This is a genomic window from Cohnella boryungensis (assembly GCF_042651945.1).
GTDB classification, from domain to species: Bacteria; Bacillota; Bacilli; order Paenibacillales; family Paenibacillaceae; genus Cohnella; species Cohnella boryungensis.
Genome location: NZ_JBHSED010000003.1, coordinates 175778 through 200576 on the forward strand (window position 1 = coordinate 175778; position 24799 = coordinate 200576).

The window sequence follows — 24799 nt, forward strand, 5'->3', positions numbered from 1 at the left end:
TTCGGCGCGCAGACGAACGGATTTTCAGATAAAAGGAACGCTCCCTCAGCCGTGTTAACGGTTGCTCGGGAGCGTTCCTTTTGTCTGTCGTTTCAAAGCCTAATAGCAGCTCTGCTCCACCTCGACCTTTCGTTCGAGCAAGGTGACCGTCGATTTTCCGGAGAGCGATTCCGTATAGCCGCAGACGATCGCTTCCGCCTCCTCGCCGTCCGCAAAGACGTACCTTTGATACACCGCGCCTTCGCCCGACCAGCGGAACTCCGGCCTGATCTTGCTCCGCTGTCCGGCTTTGATCGGCTCGTCATCGATCTGCTTAAGGCCGGTGGAGACCATCCCGGTTTCGATCGAGACGATATCCTTCCCCGAATCGTTGACGACCGTGACGCGGAGCGGACCGAAGGGCTCGAGCAGGCTCTTGGCCCCCCAGACCAGAAGCGCAAGCAAAGCTGTGAGTGACAGGGAGATAAGCAGCAGCCGGATCCGGCTTATCGGCATGACTTACATATCCCTTCTTAACGCGGACAGAACGTCGATGCGGGTAGCCCGGCGAGCCGGACGGGACCCCGACAGCAAAGCGACGGCGAGAGAGATCAAGCTTGAGCCCACGGCCAGGTAAGCGGGAATCAAGGAAAAGCGGAAGTCCTGCGGCACTTCCTCGTTCATGAATCTTTCGATGACCAGCGGCAGGCCGGCGTTGACGGCGAAAGAGATCGCATAGGCGACGACGGTTCCGATCAAGGCGCCGAGCACTCCGATCATGGCGCTCTCCAGCAGGAAAATCCGGCGGATGGCGGACGGATGGGCACCGATCGCTTTCATGATGCCGATATCCTGGGCCCGCTCGGTAACGGCCATCGTCATCGTGTTGTAAATGCCGATGGAAGCGATCAGCACCGCGATCGTTCCGACGAAGGCAAGGCCGATCTTCATAATCAGGAAGATCAGATTGATCTGCTCCAGCTCGTCGGCGATGGAGTGGCTCAGATAGCCCTGCTCGCGAATATTCTGGGAAATGCCCTTAACCTGATTAGCTTTGTCCGCGATGACCTTGACCTGCTGATATTGACGCGGCTCCTCCAGTCCGGGCGGCTCGTAGCCTTCGGAGTCGGGGCTGTCGGGCAGGAGGCGTTGGGCTCCCCATTGCGTGCCGGTATATTGTTCAATCCGGCTCATTAATGCATTGCCGATATAGACGTTTGAATCTGCCTGCCATTCTCTTGTCGGCTTCTGGCCGATGCCGACGATAATGGCCTCGAAGGTCGTTCTCCGCTCTGAGCCGTCCGTCTCGACTTGGCTTGCTTCCAGCGTAAGGGTTTTGCCGATCCATTCGTTGGCGGACGGCAGCTCTTCGCTCGGATTGAAGCCGCTGTCGGGCATGCGGATATGATAACCGACGATGACTTCGTTGTCGGCCTGGGGCAGCCGTCCCGCGCTAAGCTTGAAGCCGGCCTTTGTCTCAGCCTCGAAATCCACATTGTACGTGCCGTCGTTGTTCACCGGAACGTCCTCGACGGCGATCTTGAGCCGCTGCTGCACCGCGTTGCGGTACGTAACCGCTTTGACGTGGTCGACGGAGCGCAGGTAGGCCAGATGATCAGGGCCAAGCTCGCGATTGAGCTGGGCGTCCCCTTGCACGCCATATATGTCGATCGAGGTGACGAGCCGATCCCCGATGGCCTTGTCGACAATGCTCTTCTGCAGACCGAAGCCGACAGATGCGAGAACGATCAGGAAGGAGCAGCCCATCGCAGTGGCCAGAACGGTCATGAACAGCCGGGTTTTGTTTTTCTTCATATTTTGCCGGACGAATCGGAATTGATCAGTGAATTTCATGAGGATTATTCTCTCCTTTTCCGGAGGCATTCAAGAGATAACCGTCCTTCAGCTTAAGGGTGCGATGGGCGGTAGCCGCGACCTGATCGTCGTGGGTGATGAGGACGAAGGTGATACCTCGCTCCCGGTTCAGTTGACGGATCAGGGCGAGCAGTTGTCTTTCGTTGTCGCTGTCCAGACTTCCTGTCGGCTCGTCCGCGAGGACGATGGGCGGATTCAGCATCAGCGCTCTGGCAACGGATACCCGCTGCTGCTGGCCGCCTGACAATTCGCCGGGATAGTGAGCGGCGTAATCGGCGATGCCGACTTGATCCAGCAGCTCCATGACCCGTTTCTTGCGTTCTGCCGCGCTTGTTCCTCTAAGCACGAGCGGGAGCTCCGCATTCTCGTAGGCGGTCATGCTCGGGATGAGCTGGAAGCTCTGGAACATGAAGCCGAGATGGGCCAGACGGAAATTCGCCCAGTCTCCCTCGCTTAGCCCGGAGACGGCTTGTCCCGCTATGCGGATGGTGCCGGATGTCGAACGAATGTAGCCGGACATCAGGTTAAGCAGCGTCGATTTGCCGGAGCCGCTTCGTCCGACAATTGCGATTATCTCGCTCTGCTGTACATGAAGATCGATATCGTGCAGCACCGGAACGACGCGTTCCTTGCCTTTTTTGCCAATGGTGAATTGATGGTTGATCCTGCTCATTTCAATCATAGGGATTCCTCCGTTCTGCTCTTGATTATACAAGTCCAATGCTTAACGATTCGAAAACATCATCTGAAGAATTTCTTAAGATGGTCGCAGTTGGAGCCGGAAGGAGTTTGGCAAGGAAAGGTCGAACTTTTTTGATAACGTTTTCTAAAAAAAAGGAGGAGAGCAGTAGAATGGGAATAAATCGAACGATGAGAGTGGTTATGAGCTTAATCGTACTGGGAGGGGCGATCGTTCAAGGCTGTACGGGAGGCGGCAATCGCTCGCAGGAATCGTCTACGCCATCGACCGCGCCGCCGCCAGAGCCCCGATCGCCGTCCGGCACTGATGCATCGCAAGCTTCGGCATCCAGCGCTCCAACCGCTTCGTCCGTCGCGAACCCGAATGACGCCGCCTTGCAGCTGCGTATTCATGTGGATCAGCTCGGCTACCCGGTTCGGGCAGCCAAGGTGGCCGTCATAGCGGCTGACGAGGCTTTTCCGGAGCTGGAGCTGACCGTGGTTGAGGCGGACGAGAACGGCCGTATGGTCTGGGAAGGGAAAGTCGCGGCCGCGACTTTCGACGAAGCGTCGGGCGATTGGGTATCGCAGGCGGATTTCGGGGCTCTGCAGACGGAGGGCGCCTATTATCTCACGGCGGCGGGAATGAAATCCCATCTCTTTGTCATCGGAAACGAAGTGTACGAGGAGCTCTTCCGCGATGTCGCCCGCTCTTATCGCCTGCAGCGATCCGGGGAAGGGATCGACGATCCTAAGCTCGGATTAAAGCTGGACCCGGGACATGCGCTGGACAAGGAGGCGACGCTTTTCTTCCGGGACCCTGGGGAAAAGCGAGCGACGCTGGACGTGAGCGGCGGCTGGTATGATGCCGGAGACTATGGCAAGTACGTACCGGTGGCCGCCGTTACCGTCGCGCAGATGCTGTTGGCTTTCGAATTGCGACCGAAAGCGATGACGGAGCTGCGCTTTCTATATAACGGGGAGAGAGCGCATTGGCCGGGAGCGGATGCCGCGCCGGATACGCTTGTCGAAGTCAAATACGAGCTGGATTGGATGTTGAGAATGCAACGCGCGGATGGAGCCGTCTACCATAAGGTGAGCGGCGGCGTTTTTCCGGATTTCATCGTCCCGGCGGTAGACGTGCAGGACCGCAGAGTCTATGGCATGTCGACTTACGGTACAGCTATGTTCGCCGCCGCGATGGCGATGGGCGCTCGCGTATTCCAGTCCTACGATCCCGAATACGCATCCGGCTTGCTGCGCAGCGCGAAGAAGGCCCAGGCTTGGCTGGATGCCCATCCCAAAGCATTCTTTCGCTTGGACGAAGGGCAGAATACGGGATCGGGCCCTTATGACAAGGAGACCGACAGGGAGGAGCGCTACTGGGCGCTGGCCGAGCTTCTTAAGACGACGGGCGACGCTCGTTACGGCGCAGCTATCGCAGGGAATTATGCCGACCTGTCGACAAGCAATCCAGGTATCGTCGGCTGGAGCAACGGCCAGCTTCTGGGGCAATGGGCGCTTGCGACTGCGGAGCGGTCCGCGCCGGACGTCAAGGCGCAAGCCGGACAAACGATTGTTACGGCGGCCGAGCTAATCCTTAAGCGAATTCGGGAGGACGGGTACCGCAGCGCACTCGCCGGCACGGAATACACCTGGGCCTCGAACAAGAACGCTCTGGCGAAGAGCGAGCTGCTCTTGCTGGCTAACGAGCTTGCGCCGAATGAGGCCTATGTTGCGGGAGCCGTTGATCAGCTGCACTATGTGCTCGGGAGAAATGCGATGGGCATGAGCTACGTGACCGGGAGGGGCGCCGTGTATCCGGTCCGTCCTCATCATCGCATCTCGGCCGCAAGCGGAATACTCGTTCCGGGACTGCTGGTCGGGGGGCCGAATCGCTATTTGAACGATCCCGTGCTGGAGAAGCTGGCCGATCGAAGGCTTCCTCCGGCCAAGAGCTATGTCGACGACTTGTCCAGCTACGCCAGCAACGAATATGCCATCGATTATAATGCTCCTTTATTTTTTACGTTAGCCATATTGGAATCCTGAGCCGATTCAGCCAACTTTCAGTTCCTCCTTAGGATTCGTTAAGGCTGGCCTCATCCTTCGTTCAGAAACAAAGGCGATAATGGACGAGGTAAGGCCCATTTTACGAAACGAAGGAGGCTTCACTATGAAGAACACCATCAGGACGCTGGGGGTCACGGCCGCACTGGCCATGATGATTCCGCTGTCGGTGTATGCCGCAACGACATCCGGAGACTCTGCGTCCGGCGCGTCGGCGGTCAAAACTCAGGCAGTCGACAAAGCGGCGAAGGGCGGGGAACGTCCGGGGCACGGAGGCTTTGGCATCAGAGAGATTATCGGCGAGGACGTGCTTGCTCTGCTGAAGCTGGATCAGGATACTTATCAGGAGAAGGTAAAGGCAGGCTCGACGCTGGCAGAGATCGCGGAGGAGCAGGGCGTGTCCAGAGAAAGCCTTAAATCCGCATTGACGGCCGCGAACGACAAGAAGCTGGCCGAGATGAAGCAGAAGTTCGCCGATAACCTCGACAATCTGATCGATTCCAAGCTGCAAGGCGACAGGAAGGGCGGCATGGGCGGCGCGGGCATCGGCGCTGCGGATTTATCGGCATCGGCGAAGGCGCTCGGACTGAGCGAGGAAGAGCTGAAGGAGCAGCTAAAAGCGGGTGAAACGTTGGCCGAGCTGGCTGCAAGCAAGGGGGTTGACGTGCAAACGCTGATCGATGCGCAGGCTGCTGCGATGACAACCCGGATTAACGAAGCGGTTAAGTCCGGCAAGCTGACGCAGGAGCAAGCCGACAAGCAGCTGGAGAAGGTGGCGGAAGCGGCCGAAAGCGTGGTGAACGGCAAAGGCTTTGGAGGCCGCCATCACGGGGGAGACAAAGCTCCGGGAGGAACGGCCAAGCCGGATGCGGCAGCGGGGGCGACGGAGACAGCGGAATAAGCCTGAGAAGAAAGAGACTTGCCAAGCTCCCTGAAGGGACGGCAAGTCTCTTGTGCTTTCATAAGCAGAGCAGTTGGATTTAAGCTGCGGCAAGGAGGCGAATCACAATGCCGGAAGGGTCCTTCGTCTGAAGGAAATCTTCTTGTCGTTCGACCGGGAAGCCTGATGCGGTTAGCCGGGCTTCCAGACGATCGAGCTCCGCCTTGCTCGGAACCTGGATCGTGTAGTAAGAGAGGCCGGTCCCGTTCGTAGGCGGAAGCGATACGCCGACTCCGGCCCAGATGTTCATGCCGATATGGTGATGATAGCCTCCGGCTGCGATGAAGTAGGCGCCCATCGTTCTGGCTGCGTCGGCCATGATCTCAAAGCCCAGCACATCGCAGTAGAAACGGCGGGAGGCGGCAAGCTCGCTGACGTGCAGATGGATGTGGCCCAATATCGTACTCGGAGACAGACCCGTCCAGGGCTTGTTTTCGGCGAGCTTAAGCAGTCCTTCGATATCGACGGGATCGGTGCCCATCACATAGTTGCCGTGCTCGTCCTTCTGCCATTGCGATCGGGGCCGATCGCAATAGATCTCGATTCCGTTATTGTCGGGGTCGGAGATGTACAGCGCTTCGCTGACGAGGTGATCTCCCTGACCGACGGGAATGCGATGCAGAGCGAGGTTGCGCAGGGAGAGACCCAACAGCTCCCGAGTAGGAACGAGAATGGCAAAATGGTACAAGCCGGCCGCCGATCTGCCGGGCACGACAAACGCGTTCGAAATCTCCTCCAGAATGAGGATCGCGGTCTGTCCGTCTACGGTCAGCCGGGCAATGTTGCCGCTGCGATCCAGCAGTCGGAAGCCGACGACATCCAAGTAAAAGCGGATTGAACGCTCCATATCGCTGACTTTAAGCTGAAGCTGGCCGAGCGAGGTTTCGGGATGAATCGTAGATGTCATAGGGCAGTCCTCCATTGATTAATTTTCACTAAGTTACTTTATGTAAGTTACTATATCAAATGAAATGGATAAAGTAAATCCGAAGGTCACAAGCAAAAACGCCTCCGGCTTCGCTCCGACAGCGGGAGAAGCTTTGCGGAGACGATACAGGGAAGGATAAGCGTGAAACTTATAAAGTCTGTATCGTATTAAAAATACCCGCCAAGTCTTGGGAACAAGACCTGCGGGTAGAAAATGCCGGGGGCGCTATTGTCTCTGAGTCGCTTTGGCAAAGCGCTCTTGAATCAGGGTGTTGCTGATCTTCCATGCGGACAAGTCCTCGTTCAACAGCTGCACCGAGGATTTCTTCGCAGGAGCGAACAGAAGCGCGTCCTTCGGCTGCTCGCCTATCGCCAGGCTGACTTTGCCATTCTTGGATACGTATACGCTCATGGCTGCAGGCCTCCCAAAATCATTTTGACCATGAAGACAAGATAAGGATTTTTATTAATTATAGCATTATTTACGTTTTCCTGATAGATCATGTACTTGCGATTGTCCCAATCGGGCCCTGCGGGAAAATGCAGCGTCAGAATGAAGTCCCCTTGCTTGAGGCAGCAATAGAACATCTGCTTGGCTTGCGTATAGTGCACGGTGTCCTTGTTCAGATTGTAGGTCAGGGCCACATACGAGCTCTGATCGTCGAGCCTGAAGGACCGGTTCCAGGCTACATCCGCGCATTTGGCGACGAATCTCATCTTCTCATGGTCCTTCACGTATAGCGTTGCTCCGATACAAGCCTTGTAGGCGCCGATCGCTTCGGAGAGATAATGTCCGTACCGTTGCTCGATCGTATCTCCGGACATTTTATGCGCGATCGCTTGCAGAATTGACTCGTGCCGGGAGCCGTCCGCTTTCTGCTGCAGCTGCGAGAACTCCGACAAAAGCGAGAACGCCTCTTCGGATTGCTCCAGACGGCGTCCGTTCTCCGCGATGGAATGCCGAAGCGGAAGCAGAATCGAGCCGCGCCGAAGCAGATCGCTGAAATACGCCTTCCAGTCAATGGGAACGCCCAATGAAAGATCGTCCATATAGACGTTGCGCATGGACAGGTCGTGGAGCAGAAACCAGACGTACGGGTCGATATGCGCCGGAATCGCCGGATTCTGCTTTAGCGCGGTCAGAATCACATCCGGCGAGGGAGGATGCCCCGATTCGTCGATGTATTGCTCCATGAAGTCGTCCAGCCACTTGCGAATCGTTCCGAAGAAGATCGCTTTGACGGTCGTATCCACGAATACGAGAACAGTTTTCCCTCTGTCGTAGGCTTTAATGAACTCCAGATGAGTGACGGTCCGTCTTGCTTCCTTATAGTAGGTGCCGCCGTAATTTCCGACGAACAGAAGGAATAGGTCGGCCTCGTCGACCGCTTCCAGACATTTGGACACCGGATCGGCGTGGGCCGGCCAGGGGCCGAGATTCTCCTCCCACATCATCGGCTCGTGTCCCAGAGCGCGAAGCTCGGAGAACGCTTCTTTGCGCAGGCGCTTGAGCCCGTCCTCGTTGACGGAACTAATGAATATTTTCGCCTTGGCCAATCGTAAGCCCGCCCCCTTCCGCCATCTTTTCTCCATTATAACCCATTTCGCGCTGGCCGACATTCGGAAATACAGCGCTTTCCATTCAGGAAGGCTATCTCTGCCCAAAGCCACATAAAATAACTGCAATGGGAAGCTGCGGAGAGGAGTGAGCCGGAATGGCGATTAAGCCGTTGGCATTGCAGCGGGGGGACACGGTCGGCATCGTGACGCTGGGCAGCCCGCTTGCCGCCGAGACGATCAACGCCAGAATCGCCTATCTGCGGTCTCTGGGCTTGAATGTCGTTGTGGGACGGCATGTCTATGGCGCAAACGGGTTTCTGGCGGCAAGTGCCCAGGAGCGGGCGGAGGATCTGATGGGCATGTTCGCCGATCCGGCTGTCCGACTGATTCTTCCTTCGCGGGGCGGCGTGGGGGTCGAAGGGATATTGCCCTATTTGGACTTCCGATTCATTCGGATGAATCCGAAAATCGTCAGCGGCTACAGCGACATTACCGTTCTGTTGAATGCTCTGACCCAGCTGTCCGACATCGTGACGCTGCATAGTTTGCTGTTGATCGATTTCAAGCCGGGTACGCCGCCCTATAATTTCGAGCAGTTTTTTGCCGCGACGTCCTCTGTCGCGGTTCCGCGGCCGATCGTTAACCCGCCGGCGCTTCCCCTGGTGTCCAAGGTGCCTGGGAATGTCAGCGGCCCGATCGTCGGAGGCAATCTGACCTCGCTGACCGGCACGCTGGGAACGCCGTTCGAGATCGATACCCGGGGCAAAATATTGCTGCTGGAGGAGGTTCACGAGCCGGTGAATACGGTGTACCGTTATCTGGAGCAGCTGCGTCTGGCCGGCAAGTTCGACGATTGCCGCGGCATTCTGGCAGGGCAATGCACCGATTGTCCCGACGCTTACGGCGTATCCTATTCGGATGTGGTCGATAACTATATCGTCCCTCTCGGCAAGCCGACGATCTCAGGTCTGGCATCGGGGCATGGCGAATACAAGGCGGCTCTGCCGCTGGGGGCTTTGGCGAACCTGAACGCGACCGAGGCGGAGCTAACTCTGTTAGAGCCTGCGGTGACCTACGGATAAAGGGTTGTGTATTTTGGAGCAAATCGAATAAACTTAAGAGACACCGATAAGGATGTCTCATTTTTTTATTGAATGCAGGCTCCGGTTAGAGAGGAGAACGAATATGTCTTTCGTAAGCGATATTTTGGAGTTCAACGAGCAATTTGTTCAGGAGAAAAAATACGAGAAATACTTGACCGATAAGTTTCCCGAGAAAAAGGTTGCGATTCTGACCTGCATGGATACGCGTCTTGTCGAGCTGCTGCCCAAGGCGCTGAATCTACGCAACGGCGACGCCAAGTTCATCAAGAATGCGGGCGCGATTCTGACTCAGCCGTTCGGAAGCGCGATGCGCAGCATTCTGATCGCGATTCACGAGATGGGAGCCAAAGAGGTGCTTGTCATCGGGCATCACGGATGCGGCATGACACAGCTGGATTCCACATCTCTCGTCGAGAAGTTCAAGAAGAATGGAATTTCCGATGTCGTCTTGTCTACGCTGGAAAACTCGGGAATTCGCATGGAGCGTTTCCTCAAAGGCTTCGATAAGCCCGAGGACGGCGTCAAGCACAGCGTGGGAATGATTCGCAAGCATCCGCTTGTTCCCGACTTCATCCCCGTACACGGCTTCTTGATTCATCCCGATACCGGCAAGCTGGAGTGGATTATTAACGGTTATCAGTCCGAGAACGAGCAATAAATAAAACGATCCCGATGCAAATTCGGGATCGTTTTATTTACTTATTTCTTAGAATCGCGATTTGGTCTTTTTTAATCCACTGCACATCGCTGCCGGTTTCTTCCGCGAAGAAGCGCAGCGGAACATAAGTCCGGTTGTTTTTATTGTAGGCCGTGACATCGGTGGCTTTGACGGTTGCCAAGCCGTTCCCGTCAATGCGCTTGATCTTCTTCATGTTCAAGTAAAGCTCGATCGTCTCATCCGCTTTGGTCAATCGAATGGTGTTGCCGCCGTCGGCGTAGCTGACCTTGTAGCCGAGTCTCTCGGCAATCTGACGTACGGGAACCATAATTCTGGACCGACTCGTTTCCGGCTTTGCATCGAATTTAATCTGATCTTGTCCGACAACGACTTTAATCGAGTTGTCTTTCGTCAGGCCGGAAGGAAGCCGGTACAGCGACACGCTTCGAATTCGGTTGTTCCCCGTATCCGCAATATAGATCGTATCGTCTGCCGCAATGGCTACACCGTCCGGGTGATTGAACAGCGCCGTCGATTCAATGCCGTCCCGCATCCCGGATTCCGTTGCAAGGCCCGCTAGGGTCGTGACTGCGCCATGATGAATGTAGCGGATGACATGATTAAGAGAGTCCGCGACGACCAATCCTCCCGAGGAATCCAGCGCGATGCCTTTCGGGGCGTCGAACAAGGCGTCCGACGCTTTCCCATCTTTATACCCCCCCGCTGCGTACAGCGCGTTTTTGTCGTAGATCGCCGTTCCCCCGCTTGCCTTTCCCGCCCCTGCGACGGTCGTCACTTGCCCGGTAGTGAAATTAATGTAGCGAATTCGCTGGTTCCCCGTGTCGCTGACATACAGATTATTCTGGTTGTCCAATGCAAGCCCTGTAGGTTCGTTAAACCAGGCTTCGGACAGCTTGCCGTCCTTATAATCTCCCGCGCGAGCCGCAAGTCCGGGAAAAGCTTCGACCACCCGGACGGGAGCGGAATTCAAGGTTGTGGTCACGCCGTTCTCGTCTATTTTTCGAATGACATGGTTTAACGTATCGGCAACATATACAATGCCTGTTTTCGTTACGGCAATGCCGCCGGGATGGTAGAAGGAAGCAGCGGTGCCGGTGCCGTCCTCAGAGCCGATCCGTCCGTTTCCTGCCAATGTGGTTACCTGGCCTGAAGGGGCGACTTTGCGAATGGCGTTATTCTGCGTATCGGCGACATACAGGGTGCCGTCGAAGCCCGCCGCTAAGCCGCCTGGGGAATGGAAAAGCGCCGAGGAGCTTTTTCCGTCCAGAAGCGCTCCTTGCGGCAACCCGCTGGGGTCGAGCAGCATCGATCTCTCCGGTCCGGCATAGGTGGAGACTTGTTTGAAGTTCAGCTTGCGTATTTTATGATTGCCGGAGTCGCCAATCAGCAAGGAGCCGTCCGAGCCGATGGCCAAGGGGCCAGGCATCCGAAAGGAGGCGGCGGCAGGATTGCCGTCTTTGTCGCGGAATAATCCGTCTCCGGCCGCAGTGGCCACTTGCTGCATAGATTGGCCATTGCTGTTCAGAAGAGGTGCTGCCGAACCGGCCGCATAGACGGTTGAGCCGCAGATAAAGGAAAGAAGGATGGCCGATGTCGGCAGCAAGGTGCGAAATATTCTCATAGGTACTCCTTCATAGCTATTATTGAATTAAGATGTCGATCTTTACGTCAAGGCTTCGTGTAGAGGATCGGCGCGGGCAATTGGGACGAGCCGTCCGTAAGCTCCAATAGGGTAGCGCCCGTTCGGTCTACGACCTTCACATAAAAAAGCCGCAAGGTGCCGCTGCTTGATGCCGTGAATGGAAGGGTTGCAAATACGCCGTTCGAGATAGAGACCGGAGCGGCGGCACCGAAGTTCGTCGCTGCGTATATGGTTTCCGTCATCGGCTCGGGAGCGGATCCGAGCGTGCCCTCAATGCTTTGAATCGCATCCGTGCTTGTCGCGGCCGAAAAATACCGATCGTTAAGCAATCGAACGTTCGCGCTGCCAGCTTGAATCGCGGAGCCGCTGATAAAATGGAATTCCGCCGCATATACCGCCTTCGTGCCCGTAAAGTTGGACAGCTGAAGGTCGAGGTTAAAGCCGGTGGCCGTATCGATTTTGCGGAGAGCGACGGCAGGCGCTGGGTTTGTCGGTTCGCTCGTTGAGGACGGAGCAGTCGATGTGCCTGCGTTCCCTTCATTGGATTGTGGCTGTTGTTTGGCTGCCTGATAAGCGGCTAGCTCTTGAGGAGAGAGCTGGCGAACATACAAGTCCTCCGCTTCTCTTTGGAACTCATCAAGTACGGATCGGTTTTCTTCAGCAAGCCGCTGGTTGCTTTGCTTGAGCTGAGCAATGAGTTCTTGGAAAGTCTTCTGAAGCTGATTATGATTTTGCTGCGCCTGAAGCTGCAAAGCGTCCAAACGAGCCTGCTCCTTTTCCTTGGCACGGAAGCCGGCATCGCTGATGCCGGCAAGCGGGTCGATGGCGTTCGTCTCATTCAAAGCGATGTCTTTGACCGTTCCCGGAATTTGAGCGTTGACCTCTTCAATCAGCCGGGTCAACTGGCCTGCTTCTGCCGGATAGGCTTGCAGGGATGCGCGAGCGATGTGAGATACCAAATATTGAAGGTTCCGGCTCACCTTATCAAGCTCGCTCGCATCTGGAATGGACAGGTCGGATGCGGTTCCGTCTCTATCGATGACGGCTGGCTGACCGGCATTCAAGGCGCGCTGCAGACTCTCAATGAAATTCGTATTCTCTTGCGTAATGGACGGCGCGCTGAGGAGGATAGCCTTATGGAGCGGCAGGTCGGTCTGTTCAACAAGCGCGTCAACGTCAATGACGCTCACCGAATCTTGCAGGTTTGCCGGCAATGACGAGAGGTTCAGATTCATTTGCTGGGAGGGGGCCAGCAATACGGAATGGACGTCTGAAGCCGCCGCCGAAGGCTCCGTTACGGTCGCGCTCACCAGTCCGGAAGCAACGGCAATGTAGACACGGCCGTTCGGGTCCACGAGCACCAGAAAGTTCGTGCCTCGCACATTGAGCTTGATGCCCGGTGCTTCAATCGCATCTTCAACGGCTCCGGCAACGGGCTTAACCGAGCTCCATACCGAGCCTGAACGCATGGTCATCATGAATCGGCTGCCTGCATCTAATCGACTCAAGGTGGCTTGAGAATTCGGGCCGAGAGTCCTTACGGATTCCGGCGAAGCGATTTTTAGCGTAACGCTGCCCTCTTCTCCCGTCGTGATCGTGTCCCCTTGTCGGAGGGGCATTCCGGGGAATGCCCTGAAAGCATTGGCGCCTCCTCTTGGCGTTATGCTGGCTTTCCCGGTAACCGAGACAATAACCGCGTTGGCGGAAGGCTTGGACGCGGCGGATAGAGAGGATATCGGCGTCAGAAGGCTGAACAGCAATATAAAGAGTGTAAGGTGCAAAAGTCTTCTGTTCATTGGGTTGTTCCTTTCTTGGCTGATGGGGTCAGAGTACTTTGATTGAGCTGCATTTGCTGCCGCAAAATAAAGGACAGCTTATTCTGTATTCGGTCCATATGGGGCGAGCGGTTTCTAACCTGGTTAAGCAGTTTTTTCGCTTCCGACAAATGGCCATTTTGAACGAGCAAATCAGCCTTCAGCGCATCTGCCTTCCATAAGTGTATTTCATGGTCCGCGCTAACGGCTCCACGATAAGTATGAAAGCCTTCAGCGGCATGCGCGACATGATGCATGGCCTTTTTCCATTGCTCCTGGGCTCTGATCATCGCCAGATTGGCCAACTGAAAGTGAGCGTCAGGGAAGTCTGCATGCGGCTCAAGGGCTTGAAGATAATGTGTTTCCGCGAGATCTAGACGGCCCTGTGAAAGCTGGATGTTCCCCATAAGCAACTGAATTTCCGGGATTCTCCCGAACCGTGCGTACTGCTTGCCGTAGCGAAGAGCCTGTTCGAAGCAGTAAAGGGCTTGTGCAATATCCCCCAGCTCCATCGTTTCCCTGCCGCGAAAATACCACCATCCCGGATTAGAGGAGTCTTCATCCGTCATCATTTTCAGCAGTTTGATGTTCCTATCCAGCTTGGCTTTGCTTTTCTTCACTTGCGAATCGTACCCATCGTGATGAATACGGATTCTTACAGGCTTGTGGAAGACGTTAGTCGTAAATATGCCTTCGGCTTCCGTTGAAATCTGCTCATGTATTCGTCCTTCGAAACGAATTCCTCTGCCGTTGGGAAACAGGCGAGGAACGGAGAAATTTACGTTTTCCGTCCCGTTTATATGATTGATGATGCTGGGATGGAGCATAGGCGTAACCGGGCGCAAAGGGTGGAACAGTCCCGCTGCCAGACGAAGGGCATCGCCGTCTCCTTGGTGAAGCCATTCATCCGCATCGATGATCAAAATCCAATCGGAGGTTACGTGCGCGAGCGAGATATTTCGCAGCTCGGCAAAGCTGTCGTTCCAGTTGGACTCGATCAGCTTGATATTTGGATATTTCTTAATGATCTGTATGGTTTGATCGGTGGAGCCCGAATCTACGATTACGATTTCGTCTACGGCTTCTTGCAGGCTTCGAATGCAGCGTTCAATACAGCGTTCCTCATTCTTGACGATGATTGCCGCCGCAATCGTGGGCCGGGACACACGGATTAACCGCTGGATGTCCGGATGAATATCGCCGGAAGGCACTTTGCCTAGCTCCTCTTGCATCCAATCGACCCACTTGGCTTCGGGGTCCAGCAGCAAAGCACGCTCCATGAGAAGCTGAGCCGATTTGCCTTGTTGCTGTCTGAGTAAGCTTTCACCCAGAAGCAGCCACCCCTGGCCGTCGAGGGGGTTTTTTTGAACATGCGCCAAAGCGAGTCTTTCCGCTTCGCTATATTTTGTTTCGATAATCAGGTCGGAAATCTGTTGGTGACTAGGATGCATCGAGAGTTTCCTTTCCTTGATAGGTGATGAGCTTACAAGGTAATGCTTACGGTGTTGAATATCGAAAAACCAGAATTGTGATCATATGCACCGACGATGATGGAGTGCGGACCGGCAAAAGTCTCGTTCAAGAGAAGGCTTGGGCAAGGATCGAGACCGTTGCATGAGCAGAAAAACCGCGATGGTCCGTCGCAGATACAGGGAGAAGCAAATCGCTCGTGATGTTCCCGTTCAAGTGAAGCAAGCCGTTGCTGTGCAGCGTATATCTTGGATCATAATACGTGTCCACGTAGTAAGTTAGCGCATCGCCCTCATAGTCGAAGAAATAGTCGCGCAGGTCGACGATGGCGGACGAGCCGTTCATGACGATCGGAGGCTGAGACACAGCCTGCGGCGCGAAGTTAAGCGTGTAGGTCTTGTCGGCGAAGAGCCCTTGCGAATCGGTCGCACGGACGCTGAAGGAAGTCGGCCTCGTCGGAGAGCCGCTGATCTGCAAGTGGCTGCCGGAGATGAAGGCGGATAGACCGCTGGCCGGATCGGGCGCCTGAATGAGACTGTAGCCGACAATGTCTTCGTTGGGATCGGTAAAGGCATAGTCGAGATAAAAGGAGCTGGCGGTGTAGCGGTCGTAGTCCTGGCTATAGCCGATGATGCTGGTACTCTCCCAAGGCCTAGGCGCGAGGGCTTGGCCAAGAATCGAGACGGTGGCCCCCACGTAGAATCCGTGGTGATCCGTTGCACGAACTTCGTATTGCACATCCTCGGCAAAAGACCCGTACAAGTGAAGCAAGCCGTTGCTGTGCAGCGTAATTCTTGAATCATACGTGTTCAAGTGGTAAGTTAGCGCATCGCCCTCGTAGTCGAAGAAATAGTCGCGCAGGTCGACGACGGCGGACGAGCCGTTCATGACGATCGGAGGCTGAGACACAGCCTGCGGCGCGAAGTTAAGCGTGTAGGTCTTGTCGGCGAAGAGCCCTTGCGAATCGGTCGCACGGACGCTGAAGGAAGTCGGCCTCGTCGGAGAGCCGCTGATCTGCAAGTAGCTGCCGGAGACAAGCGCGGACAGACCGCTAGCCGGATCGGGCGCCTGAATGAGGCTGTAGCCGACAATGTCTTCGTTGGGATCGATAAAGGCATAGTCGAGATAAAAGGAGCTGGCGGTGTAGCGGTCGTAGTCCTGGCTATAGCCGATGATGCTGGTGCTCTCCCAAGGCCTAGGCGCGAGGGCTTGGCCAAGAATCGAGACGGTGGCCCCCACGTAGAATCCGTGGTGATCCGTTGCACGAACTTCGTATTGCACATCCTCGGCAAAAGACCCGTACAAGTGAAGCAAGCCGTTGCTGTGCAGCGTAATTCTTGAATCATACGTGTTCAAGTGGTAAGTTAGCGCATCGCCCTCGTAGTCGAAGAAATAGTCGCGCAGGTCGACGACGGCGGACGAGCCGTTCATGACGATCGGAGGCTGAGACACAGCCTGCGGTGCGAAGTTAAGCGTGTAGGTCTTATCGGCGAAGAGTCCTTGCGAATCGGTCGCACGGACGCTGAAGAAAGTCGGCATCGTCAGAGAGCCGCTGAGCTGCAAGTAGCTGCCGGAGACGAGCGCAGACAGACCGCTGGCCGGATCGGGCGCTTGGCTGAGGCTGTAGCCGACAATGTCGCCGTTGGGATCGGTGAAGGCGTAGTCGAGATTAAAGGAGCTGGCAGTGTAGCTGTCATAGCCCTGGCTGTAGCCGATGATGCTGGTGCTCTCCCAAGGAATAGGCGCGGAGGCTTGGGCGAGGATCGAGACGGTCGCATTGACGTAAAAGCCGTGATTGTCCGTCGCGGCTACAGGCAGATGAATATCACTTGGGAAGAACCCGTTCAAGTGAAGCAAGCCGTTGCTGTGCAGCGTAATTCTCGAGTCGTAGGAACTAAACGCAAAGGTCAGTTGATCATTTTCATAGTCGAAGAAATAGTCGCGCAGGTCGACGACGGCGGACGAGCCGTTCATGACGATCGGAGGCTGAGAAACAGCCTGCGGTGCGAAGTTAAGCGTGTAGGTCTTATCGGCGAAGAGACCCTGCGAATCGGTCGCACGGACATTGAAGGAAGTTGGCCTCGTCGGAGAGCCGCTGAGCTGCAAGTAGCTGCCGGAGACGAGCGCGGACAGACCGCTGGCGGGATCGGGCGCCTGAATGAGGCTGTAGCCGACAATGTCGCCGTTGGGATCGGTGAAGGCGTAGTCGAGATTAAAGGAGCTGGCAGTGTAGCTGTCATAGCCCTGGCTGTAGCCGATGATGCTGGTGCTCTCCCAAGGCCTAGGCGCGGAGGCTTGGGCAAGGATTGAGACGGTGGCACCCACGTAGAATCCGTGGTGATCCGTTGCACGAACTTCGTATTGCACATCCTCGGCAAAAGACCCGTACAAGTGAAGCAAGCCGTTGCTGTACAGCGTAATTCTTGAATCATACGTGTTCAAGTAGTAAGTTAGCGCATCGCCCTCGTAGTCGAAGAAATAGTCGCGCAGGTCGACGACGGCGGACGAGCCGTTCATGACGATCGGAGGCTGAGACACAGCCTGCGGCGCGAAGTTAAGCGTGTAGGTCTTGTCGGCGAAGAGCCCCTGCGAATCGGTCGCACGGACGCTGAAGGAAGTCGGCCTCGTCGGAGAGCCGCTGAGCTGCAAGTAGCTGCCGGAGACAAGCGCGGACAGACCGCTGGCCGGATCGGGCGCCTGAATGAGGCTGTAGCCGACAATGTCGCCGTTGGGATCGGTGAAGGCGTAGTCGAGATTAAAGGAACTGGCAGTGTAGCTGTCATAGCCCTGGCTGTAGCCGATGATGCTGGAGCTTGAGCTTACAACAGGCGGAAGGTTTAAGCTGGAAAGCGCAGGTATTGGCATCAAGCCTGTTTGGATTTGAGTGAGCATGCTGTTGATGTCGCCGACTACCGTCGATGAAGTGTAAGCGTTTAAGTACTTGGCGATGTCTCCGATGTCCAGCCGCGAATCTCCTCCTGCATCGATCACATGAACAACAAAGGATTGGGTGACCGAGTTCACATGATCATAGACAGAGAGTCGTAGAAAAGTGCTTCCCTCTTTAAGCGGATCAATCGTCAGGACATTTCCGGCTCCTGTCGTAATCCTGACAATGGATTGGTTGTAGCTGCCAACATTAAAACCATATTGGTCTCCTATATCGATAATGACTTTTTTATTTGTTGGAATCGTTAAATATTGTACGGAGGCTGGGGTAGATGGTGATGTTGCCGCTTTGACGAAAGGAGCAAGCTGCGGCGTCAAGGCCATTACCAATGACAGCATGGTTGTCGTTTTCTTGGCAAAGCCGGTTCTTTTCTTTCTCTTCATGTCTAGTCCTCCAGGCATCGGCTGTTTTTCCTACATACTTGGATATATCGTCATAAGCCTTTGGGAAATTTAGGATTTGAAGAGGTTATATTACACAAAATTTATACAAAGGGGCGTGGAGACAAGTCTACCTGCCGACCGTGAAGCATATAAATCTACTTGTCCGTATTCTCCTTTGATCAAAACCCGTTTCAAATGGGCACAATAAGGGAAAATAGCCCAAGAGGAAATGAGCAATCGAACGAAAAAATGGAGGGAGAAGGAATGAAGCGTTCCACAATACCTTGGCTTGTGGCCGGGGGGCTGGTAATCGTGTTGATTTTGCTGGCGGTGGGCTCCTACAACGGTCTGGTCTCGTCGGAAACGGCGGTGGACAACAAAGCGGCGCAGATCGATACCCAACTGCAGCGGCGCGAGGATATTATTCCGAATCTGGTCAATACGGTGAAGGGATATGCTGCGCATGAGAAGGAGGTGTTTCAGGCGATCGCCAATGCCCGAAGCAAGCTTGCAGGCGCAGGTACGACAACGGAAAAATCGGAGGCGAACGCAGAGCTTGAAGGGGCGCTGTCACGTCTTCTCGTCGTAGTTGAGAACTACCCCAACCTCAAAGCGGATACGCAGTTTACCCGTCTCATGGACGAGCTGTCCGGCACGGAGAACCGCATCGCGGTCGCCCGTCAGGATTATAACAATGCCGTCACTTCCTATAATACGAAGATCCGCAGGTTTCCCGCGGCCGTCTATGCATCGTTGTTCGGCTTTGACAAGAAAGACTTCTTCAAGGCGGCTCCCGGGGCGGAAACCGTGCCGGAAGTGCAATTCTAGCGATGTTGGGCCCGCGTTGGAGACGAGCGGTCTGCGTGTCGCTGCTGCTTGCGGCCTTATCCGCATGGACGGCAGGCGCGACGGCACAGTCCGATTACGGCGTGTATGTAAGAGACGAGGGCGGCGTTCTCTCCCTGACAACCGAGAATGAGCTGTATAATCGCGCTCTATGGCTGAAAGAACGGACGGGAACTGCGCAGATCGGCGTTGTCACCGTCCAATCGCTGGAAGGTCAAACGATAGAAGAGGCAGCGGTGGACAGGTTCCGCAAGCTGGGGTTGGGCGGCAAAGAGCGCAATGATGGCGTGCTGCTCCTGTACTCGGCGGATGACGGGCGCGTGCGAATCGAGGTCGGCTACGGGCTGGAAGGGCGGATTCCGGATGGCAAGGCAGGGGCGATTCTGGACACGTACTTCGTGCCTGACCGGAATGCCGGGCAGTTGGACATAGCCTTCTCCCGGACGCAAAGCGCGATTGTCCGTGAAGTCGCCGAAGAATACGGGCTCGACGCTTCCGAGGTGACGAGCGGGCTTGATCCGCCGGAAGGCGGGAGCCGAGGGCTGCTCGGGGGCGTTCCCGGCTATGTGAAGGTGTTACTCGGAGTAGGCTTGGTTTTGTTGATTGTTCTCGACTTCAAGCTGACCGGAGGGGCGATTACTTTTTTCTTGCTGAATCTGTTAGGGAGAAGAGGAGGCTCGGGGGGAGGCGGCTATGGCGGCGGACGAGGCGGAGGGGGCTCATCGGGGGGAGGCGGAGCCAGTCGGTGAACGACGGAAAGCCATTCCTGTCGAAGGTATTGTGTTTCTCTCGGCTTTGTTCAGAATTTGTTGAGAGCTGTCGAGTATGCTTGAACAAAAGCAGTCATGCTCGGGAGGTCAAGCGAATGGCAAAGATCATGGTCGTCGATGATGCGGCGTTCTTGCGCGCGATGCTCAGGGATATTCTCGTGAAAGCCGGACATGAAGTCGTGTTCGAGGCCCAGAATGGCCGCGAAGCCGTTGATAAATATAAAGCGGTACGTCCCGATCTGGTGACGATGGACATTACGATGCCCGTCATGGAGGGCGTCGAAGCCGTCAAGGAAATCCGCAAGTTCGATCCAGCGGCGAACATCGTGATGTGCTCCGCGATGGGACAGAAGAATTTGATTATTGAAGCGATTCAGAGCGGCGCGAAGGATTTCATCGTGAAGCCGTTCCAATCGAACCGCGTGCTCGAAGCGATCAGCAAAGCGATCGAATAGCGCCGCGCCTCCTTCGCACCGCCCTGCCGCACCCCGGCAGAGCGGTTATTTGGCGTTTTTCCGATGCAACCTCATACGTGCCCCATCATTTTTCTGCGGAAGGCGAGCGGAGAGATGCCCTCCTTGTTGGAAAAGCAAAAGGTGAAATACGAGCCGTGCTGAAAGCCGACCTCTTCGGCGATGCGACCGATCGACCATTCGGTCTGAACAAGCAACTTCTTGGCCTGCTCGATTCGGTAGTATAGCAAATAATCCATCGGCGTCTGCCCGAATACCTTCAGCATGCACTTGGCCATATAGTTTGGATGATAGTTAAGATCTCTCTGCAGAGTGGCATTGGTGAGCTTGCTTGTATAATTTTGCCGGATGTACAGCTCGACCTTCTCCGCCAGTTGAAACGCAGTACCGTCAGACGTGGAAGCCAGCTCCCGGTCCAGATGCTGAATGAACAATTGAAAGGCGCTTTGCCGTTTCCAGTTGCGCAGCGATCGCGGCTCGTCCTCCAATTGAAAAAATTGATTCAGGATGTCCAACGATTTGGCTTTGAGCTTCGTATGCTTGGGAATGAAAATCGAACAAACCTCGCTGTGATTCAAGTAAGCGGATTGCTTGTGAGTGGCGATCAGAGCGGACTGATTCTCCAAGCATTTGTTCATCCCCGCGCATTCATCCCATGCCCCGAACGTGTGGAAGTGAATCCAGATAATTTCCGTTTCCTCGGTGCAAGCCTCTGTGCCGTAATGATTGGCGTCCGGTCTCAGAATGAAAGCCTCTCCCGGCTCCACGGTCCACTCCTGTGCTCCTTCTCCAATGCTTAATCTTCCTTTCGTTACAACGAACAAGTCGAATACGCCGATCATGTTGCGGCTGACGTGGCGCTCTCCGACACGATAGTAGGCCCGGCCGCAATCGATAAAATAGGGTACGGGCGGTGAGATAAAATGCAGGATCGGCACAAGCAAGGGGACCCCTCCTGTTGGTTGATATTTTTAAAAATGTGGTTGGAATTGAATATATTAAAACCATGATAACACATGTAATATACTTTATATAGCGCTTACATCGTAAGTGAGATTTATAAAATTAAAGGGGAAACTTCATGCGAAATTTATCCGTCTCCACAGACTTATCTCTCCATAACGTAACCGTTCAGGACAACTTTTGGTCCCCTTATATTTCGTTAGTCCGCGACGTTGTCGTTCCCTATCAATGGGAGGCGTTGAACGACAGGATCGAGGGGACGGAGCCAAGCCGCGCGATTCGCAACTTCAAGATTGCCGCAGGATTGGAGCAGGGCGAATTCTACGGCATGGTCTTCCAGGACAGCGATGTCGCCAAGTGGCTGGAAGCCGTCGGATATTTGCTCGAGCTGCAGCCGGACCCGGAACTGGAGGAGATCGCCGACAATGTGATCGAGATTATCGCCAAGGCCCAGCATGCGGACGGCTATCTGAATACGTATTTCACGCTTAAGGAACCGGACGGTAGATGGACGAATCTGGCGGAATGTCACGAGCTGTATTGCGCGGGACATCTAATAGAAGCGGCGGTCGCTTACAGCAACGCTACGGGCAAGAATCGTCTTCTGGACGTAGCGATTCGCCTGGCGGACTGTATTGATGAAGCGTTCGGGCCTGAAGAGGGCAAAATCAAAGGCTACGACGGACATCAGGAAATCGAGCTCGCGCTAATGAAGCTGTATCATGCGACGAGCAACGACAAGTACTTGCGGCTGGCCAGTTTTTTCCTGGACCAGAGAGGGCAGTTGCCGCATTTCTATGACGAAGAATACGAGCGTCGCAAGGGTGCGATTCATTTTCCCGAATTAAGGATGGCGAAGGATCGTTCCTACAGTCAGGCTCATCTGCCGGTCAGAATGCAGCAAACGGCCGAAGGCCATGCGGTCCGGGTCGTTTACATGCTGACGGGGATGGCGGACGTAGCCGCCGAAACTGGTGACGAGGGCTTGCTGCAGGCTTGCCGGACGCTCTGGAACAACATCGTCACGAAGCGGATGTATATAACCGGGGCGATTGGGTCGATGGCCCATGGGGAATCCTTCACGCTGGACTACGATTTGCCAAGCGATACCGCTTATGCCGAAACTTGCGCTTCCATAGGATTGATCTTCTTCGCGCAGAGAATGCTCGGCATTGAGCCGAAGAGCGAATACGCAGACGTCTTGGAACGCGCCCTGTACAACACGGTGATCGGAGGCATGTCGCGAGACGGCAAACATTTTTTCTACGTCAATCCGCTCGAGGTGTGGCCCGAAGCGAACCGCGTGAACAAGAACTTCGAGCATGTGAAGGTAGAGCGCCAGCAATGGTTCGGTTGCGCGTGCTGTCCGCCTAACATCGCGAGATTACTCGCTTCCCTAGGCTCTTATATTTACTCGGTGAAGGACAACACGGTTTACTCGCATTTATACATCGGAAGCCAAATCCAATTGGAACTGGCGGGACAGAAGGTTCATCTCGTTCAGCAATCGGAGTTGCCGTGGGAAGGAGTCGTTCGCTTCAAGGTGGGATTGCAGACGGCGGCTAGATTTAAGCTGGCTTTGCGAATTCCCGACTGGAGCGGCGAGCCCGAAATCCGCATTAACGGCGAGGGGCTAACGATCTCTCCCGATCAACGGAAAGACGGTTACGTTCATATCGACAGGGAATGGTCGCCCGGAGATATCCTGCATCTCGTGCTGCCGATGCCGGTTCAGCCGATGAAGGGCAATCCCCTTATCCGCGAGACGATCGGCAAGATCGCATTCCAGAGAGGCCCGATGGTTTACTGCTTGGAGGAAGCGGACAACGGCCCGAATCTTCACCAACTGGTCGTGAAATCCGACGCCGATAAGCAGGTCGTCTTCGAATCGGGCTTGTTGGGAGGTTTGCAGTCGATTACGGTTCCCGCTTACAGAATCCGGGAAGACGGATGGGCGGATAAGTTATATCAGGCCAACATCGACATGGAGCTAGAGGCAACGACCGCACGATTCATTCCCTATTTTGCTTGGGCAAACCGAGGCTCCGGGGAAATGAGAGTATGGGTGGCCGAGACGATGGCATCAAACAAATTCATATAAACGCTACTGATTTGGATTCTGACTCTGGTCAGGGAGGGAAGTACATGGAATAGCCGTTCCGAAGTGCAACCTCGTAAAGCAGAATGATTAATCCCTGCGAGAGCGGGAGGAATTGGGGAAAGAGCACGAATTAAATAAAATGGAGGGGTTTGCGTGAAAGTGATGAAAGCAGGTAAGAGACTTGGGGCATGTCTGCTCGCGGCTGCAGTGGTATTCGGTGTCATAGGCTGCGGGAACGACAAAGAGAAAACCAACACAGCTTCACCGTCTGGAGAGGCCTCAAAATCGCCGGAGAAATCGCCTTCCAAGACGGAGAAGGTCAAGCTTACCTATTCGATGTGGGGAACCGCGGAAGAAGGAACCAAAGTCCAGGAAACGGCGGACAAGTTTAATGCTTCCCAAGACAAAATCGAAGTCGAAGTGCTTGCGATTCCTTACGAGAACTACATGACCAAGTTGAACACGATGGCAACGGCGGGCCAATTGCCGGATGCGGGGATGATGCGGGAGGATGGCGTCATCCAGTGGTCCTCCGAGGGCATGCTGAATGATGTAAGCGCAATGTACGAAGGAAGCGATAGCAAGCCGTTGGATAGCTTGGCTTACACCTATCAAGGCAAGCCCGTAGCCTATGCGGCTGCCAACGAAATCCTTCTCCTCTATTACAACAAAGACATGTTCGACAAAGCGAGCGTGCCTTATCCTCCGAATGCGCTGGATAAAGCATGGACATGGGACGAATTCGTAGAAACGGCCAAGAAGCTGACGAATGACAAAAACGGCAAACATCCCGGCGAAGACGGCTTTGATTCGCAGAGCATCGTTCAGTACGGCGCATCCGTCGAAAATCTGACGTGGCAGTTGGAAGCCTGGGCGCTTACCAATGGCGGCGGTTTCTATAACGATGACGGGACAGAGGTGAGAATCGGGGAAGACGCAAGCATCGAAGCGATTCAGAAAGTCGCGGATCTGTACTTGAAGGATCATGTTGCTCCATTGTCCGTTGGACAGACCGATGACGGCATTCAGCGCACCATTATTGCAGGAACGGTCGCCATGGCCACGAACGGCCAGTGGAACATAGGAACTAGCTTGAACACGGCCAAGGAAGCAGGACTAAATTATGGCGTAGCCGTATTGCCTTACATGAAGGAAAAGGTTACCCTCAATACGGGCGGCGCTAATGTCGTATTTTCCCAGACCAAGCATCCGCAAGAAGCAATGGAATGGCTTAAGTGGTACGGTCAAGAAGAAAACAACTGGGGACTCATCTCATCGGGAATCTGGATGCCGGTGCTGGATAAGTGGTATAAGGATGAAACTCTCACCCGCAAATGGGTCGAAAATCCGAACTTCCCTCCATATGACGAGTACAAGTCCGCGGTAGTCGATTATGCTTCATCCTCCGCCGCGAGACCGACTTCCTGGTTCTTTACGAATCATACGACGGAATTCAATACCTTGCTCGCATCGGTTCTTGGCGATGTTTGGACCGGAAAGACGACCGCCAAGGAAGCGATTTCCAAAAATCTCGATGCTTTGAAAGCGGCGAATAAAGGCACGAAATAAAGGATAT

The 24799-nt window shown here is 54.9% G+C and carries 20 protein-coding genes; 9 read left to right on the top strand and 11 right to left on the bottom strand.

Features of this window, described 5'->3' with window-relative positions; translation table 11 throughout:
- Positions 1–99: 99 nt before the first annotated feature.
- Genes ACFO1S_RS02125 through ACFO1S_RS02135 form a run of 3 tightly spaced genes read right to left on the bottom strand, consistent with a single transcriptional unit; the run spans position 100 to position 2536 of the window.
- Positions 100–495: a hypothetical protein gene (locus tag ACFO1S_RS02125; protein ID WP_204600885.1), complete on the bottom strand. Its 396-nt coding sequence runs from the start codon at positions 493–495 to the stop codon at positions 100–102.
- A 3-nt stretch (positions 496–498) separates the two neighbouring features.
- The gene (locus ACFO1S_RS02130; RefSeq protein WP_204600884.1) at positions 499–1833 is read right to left on the bottom strand and encodes an ABC transporter permease; all 1335 of its coding nucleotides are present in this window, start codon (positions 1831–1833) and stop codon (positions 499–501) included.
- Positions 1820–2536, bottom strand: coding sequence for an ABC transporter ATP-binding protein (locus ACFO1S_RS02135; RefSeq protein ID WP_204600883.1), 717 nt, complete (start codon positions 2534–2536; stop codon positions 1820–1822). The genes ACFO1S_RS02130 and ACFO1S_RS02135 overlap by 14 nt, the downstream gene beginning before the upstream one ends.
- Positions 2537–2706: 170 nt before the next feature.
- Here ACFO1S_RS02135 and ACFO1S_RS02140 point away from each other — a divergent pair, with 170 nt between their 5' ends.
- Together ACFO1S_RS02140 and ACFO1S_RS02145 are read left to right on the top strand one after the other, a co-directional pair.
- Entirely contained in the window at positions 2707–4584 is a 1878-nt protein-coding gene (locus ACFO1S_RS02140; RefSeq protein WP_378126150.1) for a glycoside hydrolase family 9 protein, read from the top strand.
- Positions 4585–4708: 124 nt separating this feature from the next.
- The gene (locus ACFO1S_RS02145) at positions 4709–5503 is read left to right on the top strand and encodes a hypothetical protein (RefSeq protein ID WP_204600881.1); all 795 of its coding nucleotides are present in this window, start codon (positions 4709–4711) and stop codon (positions 5501–5503) included.
- A 79-nt stretch (positions 5504–5582) separates the two neighbouring features.
- Here the strand turns inward: ACFO1S_RS02145 and ACFO1S_RS02150 are convergent, their stop codons facing one another.
- The 3 genes from ACFO1S_RS02150 to ACFO1S_RS02160 all read right to left on the bottom strand — a co-directional run bounded on the left by ACFO1S_RS02150 (position 5583) and on the right by ACFO1S_RS02160 (position 8026).
- Positions 5583–6449, bottom strand: coding sequence for a VOC family protein (locus ACFO1S_RS02150; protein WP_204600880.1), 867 nt, complete (start codon positions 6447–6449; stop codon positions 5583–5585).
- A gap of 246 nt (positions 6450–6695) precedes the next feature.
- Entirely contained in the window at positions 6696–6881 is a 186-nt protein-coding gene (locus tag ACFO1S_RS02155) for a hypothetical protein (protein ID WP_204600879.1), read from the bottom strand.
- Positions 6878–8026: a DUF4062 domain-containing protein gene (locus tag ACFO1S_RS02160; RefSeq protein ID WP_378126153.1), complete on the bottom strand. Its 1149-nt coding sequence runs from the start codon at positions 8024–8026 to the stop codon at positions 6878–6880. Before ACFO1S_RS02160 ends, ACFO1S_RS02155 begins: the two co-directional genes overlap by 4 nt.
- 158 nt (positions 8027–8184) lie before the next feature.
- On the opposite strand from ACFO1S_RS02160, the gene ACFO1S_RS02165 reads away from it, so the two are divergent.
- Both ACFO1S_RS02165 and ACFO1S_RS02170 read left to right on the top strand, forming a co-directional pair.
- Positions 8185–9111 carry a S66 peptidase family protein gene (locus tag ACFO1S_RS02165; protein WP_204600877.1) on the top strand — a complete coding sequence of 309 codons (927 nt, stop codon included), beginning with the start codon at positions 8185–8187 and terminating at the stop codon, positions 9109–9111.
- 103 nt (positions 9112–9214) lie between these two features.
- On the top strand, positions 9215–9790 hold the full coding sequence (locus ACFO1S_RS02170; RefSeq protein ID WP_204600876.1) for a beta-class carbonic anhydrase: 576 nt from the start codon (positions 9215–9217) through the stop codon (positions 9788–9790).
- A gap of 37 nt (positions 9791–9827) precedes the next feature.
- On the opposite strand, the gene ACFO1S_RS02175 is transcribed toward ACFO1S_RS02170, so the two are convergent.
- From ACFO1S_RS02175 to ACFO1S_RS02190, 4 genes are all read right to left on the bottom strand, one after another.
- Positions 9828–11432 carry an NHL domain-containing protein gene (locus ACFO1S_RS02175; protein ID WP_204600875.1) on the bottom strand — a complete coding sequence of 535 codons (1605 nt, stop codon included), beginning with the start codon at positions 11430–11432 and terminating at the stop codon, positions 9828–9830.
- 47 nt (positions 11433–11479) lie between these two features.
- On the bottom strand, positions 11480–13249 hold the full coding sequence (locus ACFO1S_RS02180) for a FecR domain-containing protein (RefSeq protein WP_204600874.1): 1770 nt from the start codon (positions 13247–13249) through the stop codon (positions 11480–11482).
- Positions 13246–14718 (bottom strand): glycosyltransferase, encoded by a 1473-nt coding sequence (locus tag ACFO1S_RS02185; RefSeq protein WP_204600873.1) that lies wholly within the window; start codon positions 14716–14718, stop codon positions 13246–13248. Before ACFO1S_RS02185 ends, ACFO1S_RS02180 begins: the two co-directional genes overlap by 4 nt.
- A 127-nt stretch (positions 14719–14845) precedes the next feature.
- Positions 14846–18070, bottom strand: a complete 3225-nt coding sequence (locus ACFO1S_RS02190; protein WP_204600872.1) for a hypothetical protein — start codon at positions 18068–18070, stop codon at positions 14846–14848.
- 264 nt (positions 18071–18334) lie between these two features.
- Here ACFO1S_RS02190 and ACFO1S_RS02195 point away from each other — a divergent pair, with 264 nt between their 5' ends.
- The 3 genes from ACFO1S_RS02195 to ACFO1S_RS02205 all read left to right on the top strand — a co-directional run bounded on the left by ACFO1S_RS02195 (position 18335) and on the right by ACFO1S_RS02205 (position 20141).
- Complete coding sequence (locus tag ACFO1S_RS02195; RefSeq protein WP_204600871.1) at positions 18335–18898, top strand: LemA family protein; 564 nt, start codon at positions 18335–18337, stop codon at positions 18896–18898.
- A 35-nt stretch (positions 18899–18933) separates the two neighbouring features.
- Positions 18934–19665, top strand: coding sequence for a TPM domain-containing protein (locus ACFO1S_RS02200; protein ID WP_378126158.1), 732 nt, complete (start codon positions 18934–18936; stop codon positions 19663–19665).
- Positions 19666–19781: 116 nt separating this feature from the next.
- Positions 19782–20141 (top strand): response regulator, encoded by a 360-nt coding sequence (locus ACFO1S_RS02205; protein WP_204600869.1) that lies wholly within the window; start codon positions 19782–19784, stop codon positions 20139–20141.
- 71 nt (positions 20142–20212) lie between these two features.
- Here the strand turns inward: ACFO1S_RS02205 and ACFO1S_RS02210 are convergent, their stop codons facing one another.
- Positions 20213–21097, bottom strand: coding sequence for an AraC family transcriptional regulator (locus tag ACFO1S_RS02210; RefSeq protein ID WP_378126279.1), 885 nt, complete (start codon positions 21095–21097; stop codon positions 20213–20215).
- Between the two features lie 143 nt (positions 21098–21240).
- Between ACFO1S_RS02210 and ACFO1S_RS02215 the strand changes: the two genes are divergently transcribed.
- Together ACFO1S_RS02215 and ACFO1S_RS02220 are read left to right on the top strand one after the other, a co-directional pair.
- Positions 21241–23223 carry a glycoside hydrolase family 127 protein gene (locus ACFO1S_RS02215; protein WP_204600867.1) on the top strand — a complete coding sequence of 661 codons (1983 nt, stop codon included), beginning with the start codon at positions 21241–21243 and terminating at the stop codon, positions 23221–23223.
- A gap of 162 nt (positions 23224–23385) precedes the next feature.
- A complete protein-coding gene (locus ACFO1S_RS02220) occupies positions 23386–24792 on the top strand; it encodes an ABC transporter substrate-binding protein (RefSeq protein WP_204601059.1) in 1407 nt (468 codons plus the stop codon).
- Positions 24793–24799 lie beyond the last annotated feature (7 nt).